Annotated in this window: 14 protein-coding genes; 4 read left to right on the forward strand and 10 right to left on the reverse strand. The window is 39.3% G+C overall.

Features of this window, described 5'->3' with window-relative positions; all coding sequences use genetic code 11:
* Positions 1-411: 411 nt before the first annotated feature.
* From ABMQ40_RS04570 to ABMQ40_RS04615, 10 genes are all read right to left on the reverse strand, one after another.
* Positions 412-606: a hypothetical protein gene (locus tag ABMQ40_RS04570; protein ID WP_370897009.1), complete on the reverse strand. Its 195-nt coding sequence runs from the start codon at positions 604-606 to the stop codon at positions 412-414.
* Positions 607-611: 5 nt separating this feature from the next.
* On the reverse strand, positions 612-1,214 hold the full coding sequence (locus ABMQ40_RS04575) for a MarC family protein (RefSeq protein ID WP_370897011.1): 603 nt from the start codon (positions 1,212-1,214) through the stop codon (positions 612-614).
* A gap of 42 nt (positions 1,215-1,256) precedes the next feature.
* Positions 1,257-2,999 (reverse strand): BatD family protein, encoded by a 1,743-nt coding sequence (locus tag ABMQ40_RS04580; protein WP_370897013.1) that lies wholly within the window; start codon positions 2,997-2,999, stop codon positions 1,257-1,259.
* Positions 2,999-3,736: a tetratricopeptide repeat protein gene (locus ABMQ40_RS04585; RefSeq protein WP_370897015.1), complete on the reverse strand. Its 738-nt coding sequence runs from the start codon at positions 3,734-3,736 to the stop codon at positions 2,999-3,001. Before ABMQ40_RS04585 ends, ABMQ40_RS04580 begins: the two co-directional genes overlap by 1 nt.
* A gap of 96 nt (positions 3,737-3,832) precedes the next feature.
* Positions 3,833-4,840, reverse strand: a complete 1,008-nt coding sequence (locus tag ABMQ40_RS04590; protein WP_370897017.1) for a vWA domain-containing protein — start codon at positions 4,838-4,840, stop codon at positions 3,833-3,835.
* Complete coding sequence (locus ABMQ40_RS04595) at positions 4,840-5,832, reverse strand: VWA domain-containing protein (RefSeq protein ID WP_370897019.1); 993 nt, start codon at positions 5,830-5,832, stop codon at positions 4,840-4,842. Before ABMQ40_RS04595 ends, ABMQ40_RS04590 begins: the two co-directional genes overlap by 1 nt.
* On the reverse strand, positions 5,825-6,721 hold the full coding sequence (locus tag ABMQ40_RS04600; RefSeq protein WP_370897056.1) for a hypothetical protein: 897 nt from the start codon (positions 6,719-6,721) through the stop codon (positions 5,825-5,827). The genes ABMQ40_RS04595 and ABMQ40_RS04600 overlap by 8 nt, the downstream gene beginning before the upstream one ends.
* Before the next feature lie 86 nt (positions 6,722-6,807).
* The gene (locus tag ABMQ40_RS04605; RefSeq protein ID WP_370897021.1) at positions 6,808-7,671 is read right to left on the reverse strand and encodes a DUF58 domain-containing protein; all 864 of its coding nucleotides are present in this window, start codon (positions 7,669-7,671) and stop codon (positions 6,808-6,810) included.
* Between the two features lie 82 nt (positions 7,672-7,753).
* Positions 7,754-8,212 carry a GNAT family N-acetyltransferase gene (locus tag ABMQ40_RS04610; RefSeq protein WP_370897023.1) on the reverse strand — a complete coding sequence of 153 codons (459 nt, stop codon included), beginning with the start codon at positions 8,210-8,212 and terminating at the stop codon, positions 7,754-7,756.
* On the reverse strand, positions 8,212-9,216 hold the full coding sequence (locus ABMQ40_RS04615) for an AAA family ATPase (RefSeq protein WP_370897025.1): 1,005 nt from the start codon (positions 9,214-9,216) through the stop codon (positions 8,212-8,214). The genes ABMQ40_RS04610 and ABMQ40_RS04615 overlap by 1 nt, the downstream gene beginning before the upstream one ends.
* A gap of 249 nt (positions 9,217-9,465) precedes the next feature.
* Between ABMQ40_RS04615 and ABMQ40_RS04620 the strand changes: the two genes are divergently transcribed.
* From ABMQ40_RS04620 to ABMQ40_RS04635, 4 genes are all read left to right on the forward strand, one after another.
* Positions 9,466-9,936 (forward strand): DinB family protein, encoded by a 471-nt coding sequence (locus tag ABMQ40_RS04620; RefSeq protein WP_370897027.1) that lies wholly within the window; start codon positions 9,466-9,468, stop codon positions 9,934-9,936.
* A 203-nt stretch (positions 9,937-10,139) separates the two neighbouring features.
* Positions 10,140-10,883, forward strand: coding sequence for a 23S rRNA (guanosine(2251)-2'-O)-methyltransferase RlmB (rlmB, locus tag ABMQ40_RS04625; protein WP_370897029.1), 744 nt, complete (start codon positions 10,140-10,142; stop codon positions 10,881-10,883).
* A 24-nt stretch (positions 10,884-10,907) separates the two neighbouring features.
* Positions 10,908-11,954, forward strand: coding sequence for a DUF6263 family protein (locus tag ABMQ40_RS04630; RefSeq protein WP_370897031.1), 1,047 nt, complete (start codon positions 10,908-10,910; stop codon positions 11,952-11,954).
* Positions 11,955-12,041: 87 nt separating this feature from the next.
* The gene (locus tag ABMQ40_RS04635) at positions 12,042-12,272 is read left to right on the forward strand and encodes a hypothetical protein (RefSeq protein ID WP_370897033.1); all 231 of its coding nucleotides are present in this window, start codon (positions 12,042-12,044) and stop codon (positions 12,270-12,272) included.
* The last annotated feature ends 28 nt before the right edge of the window (positions 12,273-12,300 follow it).

Genomic DNA, 12,300 nt, shown 5'->3' on the forward strand with positions numbered 1-12,300 from the left:
ATGTTAACAAATTGATTAACAATAAAATAAGTATGATTTTAATACAAAAATAGCATTGCATTTTAAAATTTAAATACAATACTATTTTACATTAAAATTATTCACAAAAACAGTCAGTTATTATTAAAAAATATCAACAATAAAGAAATGAGTGATTTTTTTATGTTAAATCAGGCGAGGATCATCAGGGAAACTTGCTGCATTTTCCAAAAATATAATTGGAGGATTGAGGATCAAGGACAGGTGGCGGCTGAAAGCACACAGATCAGCTTATAGAACAAAAAAAAAGATTTAATCCAAAAAGGTCAGCAATTTTAAATTGCTGACCTTCTTTATTATACTGAAATAGCGATACATGCTATTTACAAACATCGTAGAAATCGGATTACCGGGGTCATGAAATACCCCATACTATTTCTTTACTCCTATTTTGCTCCATGTATCCAGTACAAAGAGTAAAATAAGACCTATCACGGCTGAAGCGATAGAAAACACAAACTTCAGGTTATCCTCTGATAAGATGTCCGCCTGCCAGTCCAAAGCATAGAGATTGATAGCAATAAAAACAATGAACAGCACTAAAAATACTTTATAAAACTTCTGCATGATTTCTAAAAATTAATATAATTCTGCACCAATTGAGCAAAGTTAGCCGTAAATAATTTGATTGAAATCGCCAGGAGAATGATCCCGAAAACTTTCTTTAAAATGGCCAGAGTAGCCTCGCCCATTTTCCTTTCAAGCCACTTTGCTGATTTCAGCACCAAATATACGAAAATTGTATTGAGAATAATACCTAAAATGATATTAATATCATGAAATTCAGCCCTGAGCGATAATGTGGTGGTGAGAGTTCCGGCTCCGGCTACCAGCGGAAATGCTATAGGCACAATAGAAGCGGATCTGGCCTCGGATGTTTTATTGATCTCAATGCCTAAGATCATTTCCAGTGCGATCACAAAGATCACAAATGCCCCGGCAATGGCAAAAGAATTTACATCCACCCCTATCAGCTTAAGGATTTTATTTCCTACAAAAAGAAAAACAATCATGATCAGCCCTGCAGTAATAGTAGCCCTTCCTGCCTCAATCTGGCCGAACTTCTGCTGTAAGCTTACAATAATGGGAACAGAGCCAACGATATCGATTACAGCAAAAAGGACCATAAAACAGGTAACGATTTCTTTAAAAGAAAAATCATTGAGGATTTCCATCTATTTGTAATTTAAAATTTTACAAAAATATGAAAAAAATGATTACTTGCTAATCTGAGAATACAGATTGACAATGGCCTTCAGCAGCATATCTATTCCTTCCGGCGACTTGACAGGGGCATATTTTTCCATCTGTATCCTTTGTGACAGGCTCCGGTATTCCTCAGCTATTGAAGATCCTTTATAGCTTTCAAGAAATTTCCTGAAATCCTCCGCAGAGCTTTGAAAATACTGGCTTCTGACCTCCTGGTCCAGCTCATCCACCGTTTCAAAGAACTTCTGATAATTACCGCTGTCCTTGAGGTTTTCCAAATAGCTGAAATAATCGTTCACATCAGTTTTCAGCCTTTCCCTGATCTCTTTTTCCGTTTCAGCAACAGAACCCAGCGGCAACGGTCCCGAGGGTACGGTCTCTCTAACCATGGCCCGTTTTTTTTGCCAGTTTTTATATAAAAGGTACAGGATGAATAATCCCAGCAGAATCGAAATATTGATTAAAAGTATGTTCCAGTGGAATTTATTCTTTTCTTTAACCTTGAATGATGTGGTTTTTAAAACCGGTGTATTTACCGTCTCCAGAAAATTATTGGTATATTCATTCACCCTCTCAACCGTGGTCCTGGCTTCCATGATCTGATCATGCGAAAGGGCATTCAATGCCAGGGTTTCCTGCCCCAGGTCTATATATTCTTCACTCTCGGGATTGAAGAAAGCAAACTGCTCTGTTTTTATTGAAAGCAGTCCTGGTTTATTGGGAATCACTATATAGTTGGCTAAAACCTCCCCTTTCATCCCCGCTGTACCCGGGGTTACTTTGGAAGTGATCTTGGGCGCGAAGACCTCATAATCCGGAGAACTTGCTATTTTAGGCAGTTCCATATCCGTTATATTGCCTTCCCCTTTAACTTTTACCACTACATTGATAGGTTTTTTAACCTCCACTTTCTCTTTAGAGGCATTATATATGCTTACTTTAAAATTGCCCACGGCATTTTTAAAATACTCCGGAGATCCTTCCGGAAGCTTTTTAACATTAAGTTTTACTTTATTGGAAACAATCTTGTTCTTATTGGATGAATAATTTACCGAAGCGGTTACGGAAGGTACTTCAACATAGCCGGCTTCATTAGGAAATATCATGAACACGGCCAAAATCTGGGAAGCCATATTGCCGTATCCAGAAGGGTCAATTTCAGATTTTGCAAAGCTTATGGGATGTACATCCAGATTATCCTGCTGGGGCAAACGAATGTTTTTCACCTTTCTGAAGTTGTCCATATTCTTGGAATACACCTTTAAAACAGCAATGGCAGGCTGATCCTGATATACTTCCCTGTCTTCGATTTCCATGTTCAGAAATACCTCTCTCGAAGTATTTGACGCCATAGATTTTCTGTCGATATCTCTTACAAAAATATCAAAAGGCTCGGTCTTATAAATTTTGTTATTCACCGTTACCAGCACGGAGCCTATCTTGATTCTTCCTTTCTGTTTAGGTTCCAGGGCAAGCTGGGAAACCCTTTGGGTAATAACGGTGTTGGTTGCAGGATCTATAAAGGTGTTGTTCACAGACCCACTTCCGATAATATTGAATTTGGACAGGTCAGGCAAGCGTACCGGTGTCTGCTGGTTGTATTCGCTGCCGTTCATTTCAAGGACGATGGTGAGATTGACAATATCTTTCCCGCTGTAATCGGTTTTATCCGGATTTACATAAATATTCACCTGTCCGTAAGTAATTACGGAGGTAAAAAGGAGTAATATGTAAATCAATCTGTTCTGCATCACCAATCTTTCTCGTTGCTCTCGGGCATCGAATAAGAATTCTTATTAAAGATTCTTTTGGCGGTTTCCTTTTCTTTATCGCTTATCTTATTTAATATTGCGTTTTCCAGATCTTTAGGCATTTTACCACTATTCTGATCCTGGCCGGGAGTATTTCCTTGTGGGCTATTGCCCTGATTTTGCTGGCCTTTTCCCTGATCCTGCTGATCTTTAGAGTTTCCTTTTTGATCATTATTTTGTTTCTGGTCTTTACCGCCGCCTTTACCTGAACTATTCTGCTGGTTTTTCTTTTGTTCGTTCTCTTTCTCCTTAAGCTTGGCAATTTCATAGTTTTTTCTGGTTGCCTCATTATAAGGGTCCTGTTTCAGGGATTGCTTATAATAATCCGCAGCTTTTTCAGGCTGATTCATTTGCATATAAGTATTTCCCAGATTATGAAGGGCAGCCGCTTTATCCGGAAGGGTCTGGGAAAGTTTCTGCGCTTTCTCAAACTCTACTTTGGCATCTTCATATTTTTTACTTTTATACAAAGCATTTCCCAAATTGTAGTGTGCCGTAAAATCTTTATCATTGGATTTTATAGCTTCCAGGTATTTGGAAGAAGCTCCATCATAATCTTTACCGTTAAATTTCTGATTGCCTTCGTAAACTAGAGTCCGGTAATTTTTCTGCCCGAACAGAGGACCGGAAAATATAAAAGCCATTATAAACGATAAAAATATGATTTTAGTATTCATATTATGCAAAATTATTCCTTTATATGTTAATAAACAGGGTTTTATTTGTTAAAATTCGGTTAAAGTAATCATTCCGATTCCGATAAATAAGCCAGGCTAAACGTTAAAATCCCGTTTAGGATTAAAAATATAAATCATGAAGAAGAAGAATATAGAAACCGCTAAAAAATACTGATAATAATGATTTGCGTTTTGAGACTTCACCAAAGTTTCTGATAAGGAGGATTTTTTATCAAGAGCCTCGATAATTCTGTCCGGTGCTTCATTGATGTTGTTTCCGTCTATATACGTTCCCCCCGTAGATTCAGCCATTTTCTTCAGGGCTCCGGTCTGCCTTTTTGAAATAACGGTCTGCCCGCTCATATCTGTCTTATATCCCATCAACTGGCCAAAAACATATTCAGGAACAGGAGCTCCTTCGTCTGAGCCTATCCCTACGGAAGTAATCATGATCCCTTCCCTGTTGGCCAGCTTTATCGCTGCATTGTCATTCCCTTCATTATCTTCCCCATCGCTCAGCAACACAACTTTTCTGGCTCCTTTACTTACATTCCTGAATTTCTCCACCGCGGTCTGCATCCCTTTGAGAAAATCAGTTCCCTGAATCTGCATGGTATTGGTCTCAATGGCATTGATATAGGTTTCTGCAGAATTATAATCTGTCGTTAAAGGCATGATAGAGGTTGCCTGTCCGGCAAAAATAACGATGCCTACCTTATCACTCTTCATTTTCTGCATGGTACTGATCATGAGGTTTTTTGCTTCTGTAAGCCGGCTCGGCTCAATATCCTCCGCATTCATTGAATTGGATACATCCAGCATAAAAATAACGTTGTTGAGACGCTGATTGGTCTTCACTATTTCGGAGCCATTCAACAGATCAATAATAGAAAAGATCAGAAACAATATACCCAGAAGATATAATGCCGGGAATATTTTTGTAAAACCGGATCTCTTTTCAAACAGATGTTCGTGGAACTGGCTATCTGCAAAAATTTCCCTTCTGCTCTTTTTCCATTTCAGATACCGGATCAGAAAAAATGCTAACAGCGGCAACAGCAACAGCAATAATAAATACCAATAATTTCCTAAATACCAATCCATCAGCTTAAAATTTTATAAAAAACCCAACGCAGCAAAGCATCTAAAACCAGCACTGCCAAAGCAATCCAAAGGAAGATCTTAAAATACTCCTGGTAATTGTAAAGCTTGGAAACCTTCACATCGGATTTCTCCAGCTGGTTTATCTCATCATATACCTCTTCCAGGCTGCTGTTCGATGTTGCCCTGAAATATCTTCCCCCTGTCATTTGGGCAATTTCCTTTAAGACAGGCTCATCAATTTTCACTTCGGTTTCCGTGAAAACAAGGTCCCCGAAAATATCTGTCTGTGTAGGCATCAGGGCATATCCGTTTGTTCCGATACCTATCGAATATACTTTTATATTATTGCTTTTTGCCAACTCTGCAGCAATCTGTGGAGGCATTGCATTTTCAATCGTGTTGACCCCGTCGGTCATCAGAATAATGATCCTGCTTTTCGCCTTGCTGTTTTTAAGGTGATTTACGGCTACAGAAAGACCTTCTCCAATGGCTGTCCCCGGCTGAAGCTCCAGTGGATTCAAATTTTTCAGCTCATCAATTACCACCTGATGATCGGAGGTTACTGGAACTTTCGTGAAGGCTTCCCCTGAATAGGTTACCAAACCTAGCCTGTCATTCGGTCTTTTTTCAACAAATTTTATGGCAATATCTTTCAGGGCCGTCAGACGGTCCGGCGTAAGATCTTTAGCCAGCATGCTGAGGGAAACGTCTACGGAAAGCATGATGTCAATACCCTTAGTGTCATCCCTGTCCTGAGAAATGGTAAAGGTACGGGGTCTTGCCATAGCGATGATTAATGCGGAGAGGATGATGTATTTGGATATTTTCAGCACAAATAATACCGCTGCAATCCCACCGCTGTTCCCCATATTTTTAACGGTAGGAACTTTTATGCCTTTTTTCTTCTGCCTGCTTATATCCCTGAACAGAAGGGGGATAAACAGAAGAAAAAGCAGTAAGAACCACGGGCTATAAAATTCAAAATTAAACATCTTTCCTCAGGTTTTCGAATTCCAAATCTTTTGATGATCTTTTTACAAATTCCCTGATATCCGCAAAATCTTTTTCCATGGTTGCTTTATCCGGGAAAGTCTTGGCAAATTTCACAAGGTCGCCCCGGAGAAAAACATCTTCAACCACTTTTTCATTTTCAAGAGAAATCGTATTATTTTTTTTCATCATTTCAATCAGATCATCCGTTAAAAGAACATCAGCCGGCAAATGGTATTGCCTGGTGATAAACTCTCTTGAAATATCGATTAATTCCACATAAAACGAACGGTAGTCGCCACCTTCAATATATTTTTTCTTTTTAAGGGAATCCAATTCCTTCAGTGTCTGGTTGGTAGCTACTACAGGGGAACTCTTTGTTCTCCTTCCCCATTTTACAAATATTATAATGGCAATAATTAAGGCGACCACGGCCAAAGCTCCCAGAATATACCATTTATACAGTTCCCAATAATCCCTTACATCGAGCTTCACCTCTTTATTCTTCATGATATCATTAATCTGATCGCCTTTTCGGGCAGTATTAATGACATCAAGTTCATAAGGAATGGTTTTTAATATCCTGTCTCCCACTTTGAATTCAAGCTCCGGAATGGTAAATTTTCCTTCCTCAAAAACGGCAAATTCAATCTTCCTTTCATACACGTCCGGGGTCTTCCCGATACTGTCCTTGATTTCTTCAAAATGAAAAGGCAGCAGCTCATTCTCGGGGGCCGCCACTACCTGCCTGCCATTGAGGTTGTCTATTTTTACGGTAAAGCGGTTCACTTCTCCCAAAGCGATGGTCTTCTTCTCAACATTGGAAGAAAGTATCTGTGAAAAGACATTTGCACAGATAAAAAAACAAAATATGAATAGTATCTTTTTCAATTTATCATTAAATTTTAATGATGCAATATTGTCATTTTGGTGAACTGAAGTCCCATTATTGATGCATGGCAAATCATCTGTATCCCTCATTTCTTTTGAAAATAATTATACAGCAGTTTAGAGTAATCCGCACCGGTACTGATGTTCATGAAACTGGCCGAGCTGTTGGCAAAATCTTCTTCCAAAGCCCTCAGCTTTTGTTTCTGGGCTTCCGCGAAGGTGTACCTCCATCTCGCGCTGGACGTATTCGCCCAAACCTGCTTTCCGGTTTCAGCGTCATATAAAAGTGCATATCCTACATCAGGGATCTCGTTATCTTTTTCATCATATATCCTCATCCCCAGCAGCTGATGCTTTTTAGAGGCCACACGAAGCATTTTGGAATCATATTCGTCTTCAAAATCCGAAAACAGGAATACCAGAGACTTTCTTTTAAAGATTCCCATCATATATTCCAGGGCCTTATCAATTTTAGATTCTGCCGGAATATAATCAGCCGTTAAGATGGTACTGATGATGGAAAGTATATGCTTTCTTCCTTTTTGTGGAGGAATCACCTTATATACCTTATCGGCAAATAAGATCAGGCCTACCTTATCATTATTTCCAGCTGCCGAAAATCCAAGGCTTGCAGCAATTTCTGCAACATACTCCCTTTTCAGCCGGATTTTCGATCCGTAGTCCATAGAAGCCGAAATATCCACCACAAGCATCATGGTAAGCTCTCTCTCCTCTTCCATCACTTTTACAAACGGCTCCCGGAAACGGGCGGTCTTGTTCCAGTCGATCCTGCGGATCTCATCGCCGAACTGGTATGGCCGCACCTCTGAAAAGGTCATTCCCTGCCCCTTAAAAGCGCTGTGATATTGCCCCATCAAAGTAGCTTCCGTTTTTTTTCGTGTCCGGATCTCTATCTGCTTTACTTTTTTTACAATATCTTTTATCTGCATAGATGTTGGGTCTTATTGTTCAGGTTTCTCTGCTGCTTTCTAATATATTTTAAAATCTTAAGATCTGTATGAAGCTAAAATATTAACTTTTGAACTCAATGGAGACATTAAACCATTCATCATCAAATTTCGGGCTGTATTTTTTATAGAAGCTGATGGCCGGCTCATTCCAGTTCAATACCTGGAAGACCATACCGCTGTACGCATTGGTCCTGCCATATTCCATTGTAGCTTCGAACAGCTTTTTACCGATCTGCTTTCCCCTCATCTTTTCTGTCACTACCAGATCCTCCAGATACAGCCTTCTTCCTTTCCATGTGGAATACCGGTCATAATACAGGGAGATCCCAACGATTTCCCCGCCGGCTTCCGCTACAAAAGCACCCCAAACCGGTGAGCGGCCAAATCCGTCTTCCGTAAACTGCTCCAGGGTAAGTGTAACCTCATGTAAAGCTCTTTTATATTCGGCAAGCTCTTTAATAAGATTCAGCATCGGAGCACAATCTTCACGTACGGCCTTTCTAATGATAATTTCACTCATTACGGGGCCTGGATTTTCGCTAAGATCCTGTTGATGATTTCTTCTGTAGAAATTTCTTCTGCTTCAGCTTCAAAGGTCAGCCCTATCCTGTGTCTCAGAACATCCTTGGCCAGATCTTTCACATCTTCAGGGATCACAAAGGCTCTTCCCTTTAAGAATGCATAGGCTCTTGAAGCAATGGCCAGATTGATCGAAGCCCTTGGCGAAGCTCCGAAACCAATGTAGTTTTTCAGTTCGGAAAGACCGTAATTTTCAGGATAACGTGTGGCAAAGACCATGTCCAGAATATATTTTTCGATCTTTTCATCGAGATAAATCTGATTGATCAGTTCTTTGGCTTCAACGATGTTTTCAAGGGAAATTACGGGTCTCACGACAGGCTGGTGCGAAGTGGAAACCATTCTCATCACCTGTCTTTCATCTTCAAAAGCGGGATAATCTATGGTACATTTCAGCATGAAACGGTCACTTTGCGCTTCCGGCAACAGATATGTACCTTCCTGATCGATAGGGTTTTGGGTAGCCAGAACAAGGAAAGGTTTTGGAAGCTTCATAGTCTCATCTCCTATGGTTACCTGCTTTTCCTGCATTACTTCCAAAAGGGCCGATTGCACTTTCGCCGGTGCACGGTTGATCTCGTCAGCAAGCACGAAATTGGCAAAAACAGGGCCTTTTTTTATGGAAAAATCATTGTCTTTAATATTGTAGATCATGGTTCCCACTACATCGGCGGGAAGCAGATCCGGAGTAAACTGGATTCTTGAAAATTCACCATGAACGGCTTCTGCCAGTGTTTTTATAGCCAAAGTCTTTGCCAGACCCGGAACTCCTTCCAACAGGATATGCCCGTTCCCTAAAAGACCGATCAAAAGGCGGTCTATCATATATTCCTGTCCAATAATAACTTTATTGATTTCCTGTCTCAGAAGAGAAAACAAGTAGTTTTTTTCCTTTATTTTTTCGGTTAACTGACGAATGTCTTCGGCTTGATATGTATCTGACATAGTTTAATTAAAATAATTGGTAAATTTCTAATAAATACTTGCATTAATCAACATAATCAATGCCATTTTTGAGTTAAAGTTTGTTAAATATTCCCCCATTGATGCAAGATTGAGAATATCCTTAGCCTTAAAACTCAATGGAATTATCCTTTTTTTTCATAAAAATATATAAATTTTATTTCAATCCCATGCTCAAAAATTGTCATTTCCAGTTTATTAAACTATTTTTGGTGATTAAAATTTTGTAAAATGAATTATCATTTTCAAGCTCACAGACAGGTAAGGAAAAACCTTCTGGATATTTTGCAGAACACTTCCCATGAGGATCTTCTGCTGATCCCTGACGGTTTTAACAATAATATGTACTGGAATATCGCACATACTGTTGCCACACAGCAGCTGTTGCATTACTATCTGAGCGGAAACCCATTCAGAATTGATAAATACTGGATCGAAACCTATAAAAAGGGAACCCTTCCTAATTTAAACGTTCAAAGATCTGAAGTGGAAGACCTTGAATTTCTTCTGACGGAAACCTCAAAAATCCTGATGAAGGATTATGACAGCGACTTTTTTTCAGACTATACGCCTTATACCACAAGCTTCGGTATGGACCTGAAAAGCATCCAGGATGCCATCATATTCAACAATATGCATGAAAGCATTCATTATGGATATGTGATGGCCCAGAAAAGGGCGATCTTAGGAGAAAAATACTAAATGTTCAGGTTTAAAGTTCAATAGTTAAACAATTAAAAGATTTTGAAACATTAATCGAACTGACTGAAACATAAGTAAAAAGATCAACTCTTTTATAAAATATTTAAACAACAGATTTAAAGGGAACAAAGTGCAAACCTTAAACACAAACATTGAATTAAACATTAAACTTTGAACCCTAATATAAAACTTTAAACAACTCAATGAAAGACGATTTTATTTTCGGGCTGCGTCCCGTGATTGAAGCCATTGAAGCAGGAAAAACCATCGACAAGATCTTCGTGCAGAATGCGTTGCAGGGTCCTATTTATGCAGAATTGAAAGCGATTTTAGCCAAAAATAAAATTCGTCCCAATTATGTTCCGGTTGAAAAGCTGAACCGGTTTACGAGAAAAAACCATCAGGGGGTTGTGGCTTTTATTTCGGATGTACCGTTCCATAAGGTGGAAGATCTTGTGCCACAGCTATTCGAAGAAGGAAAAACCCCGTTCCTGCTGATCCTGGACAGGCTTACCGATGTAAGAAATTTCGGAGCCATATGCAGGACGGCAGAATGTATAGGCATTGATGCCGTAATTATCCCGGAAAAGGGTGCCGCACCTATTAATTCCGATGCCATTAAAACTTCCGCCGGGGCCATTTACAATATTAAGATCTGTAAAGAGGCCAATCTGGCTCATACGGTAGACTTTCTGCAGCAAAGCGGAATTTCCGTATTTTCGGCTACTGAAAAGGCACAAAAAATGATTTATGACATTGACTTTACAGAGCCCTGTGCCATTGTAATGGGAAATGAGGAAACCGGGATTTCAAAAGAAGTTCTCCATCATTCGGATGAAAAAATAAAATTGCCCATCGAAGGAAAAACACAATCCTTAAACGTTTCTGTTGCCTGTGGCGCCATTTTATATGAAGCGGTAAGACAGAAAATCATGAAAATTAATTAATTCGATAATATTAAAACCAATTAAATGAAAAACGTAGCAGCATTAGCGCTAATATCCATAGCATTAATATCGTGTAAAAAAGAAACGACAAAAGTTACCAAAGTGGATCCGAAAACAGGAAAGACCATCACTGTAGAGGTTCCGGCAGATTCCGTAGCCCAGGTAGAAGCTAACCCTGCCATTAAAGATTCAGCAGGAGTTTATACCCAGACCTTTAAGCTTGAAAAAGGGAAAACCTACCCTCTTACAACCTACCAGCGGGATGTAAAAACAATGACTGACCCGCAAGGTAAAACGCTTAACGGAACCAGCGAATCTACCGATGAAATGTCTTTCACAGTAAATGATATTAAAGGAAATGTTTACGACATGACTCTCAACCTGATCGGAAAAAGAAACTCCCAGACCGCCCAGGGAAAAACCATTGTGGTAGACACCAAACAGCCGATCCCCAAGGAAGACGACCTTAAGATGATATGGAACATCAACAAGGCCCTTACCGGCAATAAACTGAATATGAAAATGGATACAAAAGGGAATGTAATTTCCATTACCGGTTTTGATCCTATTTATACCAAAGTTTCCAATGCCGTAGGAACCCTGATTAAGGATGCCGATCAGAAGGCAAGCATTGTAGCCAGCCTTAAGGAAAGCTTTAATGAAAAAGTACTGAAAGACCAGTTTAATAAAAACCTTACCATTATTCCCAAAAAAGGGGTGAAGGTAGGTGAAAAATGGTCAAGTTCAGAAAATGCGGATCCTAACGGTAAAATAAAAGTTACATCCAACTACATACTGAAAAGCGTTGGAAACGGGATCGCCGAAATTTCCGTAACCGGAGGTATTCCTAAAAAAACGGAAAAACAGTCACAGGGGCCTATCACACATAGTCTCAGCAGTGAACTTGTACAGAACGGTACTATAAAATTTGATCAGAATACAGGATGGATCACTACCCAGAACATCAACGTTAAAACTACTCAGATTGAAACCATTTCAGACGGGAAACAGTCCCAGTCTATGAAAAGCGTTTCCACTTCTTCCGTAATGGTAAATCCTTCTGCCAAATAACTGGTTCAGGGCCGGGCCTTGAATCAGCTGTGGCAAACGGTAATAGTGATTTTAATCTTCAAATTCTGAATTTAAATAAAAATTATTATGAAGTATATTTTTGAGTTTGTGCTCATTACGATTGTTATTTATTTTGTATGGAATATCCTTAAAAGAATCTTCTTCAGGACCTTCCACAGCTATATGTTTAATCATGACAATACCGACAGGCGCCAACAGGATATACAAAATTCAAATAAAAACAAAAACAAAAAGCTCAATTGGGACGCAGAGACTGTGGACTATGAGGAGATCAAAGAGAGTAACGATAAAAGGTAATCCCCAATAAAAGATAATAACCCCATCA

The organism is Chryseobacterium gossypii, assembly GCF_041361455.1.
Classification (GTDB): Bacteria; Bacteroidota; Bacteroidia; order Flavobacteriales; family Weeksellaceae; genus Chryseobacterium; species Chryseobacterium gossypii.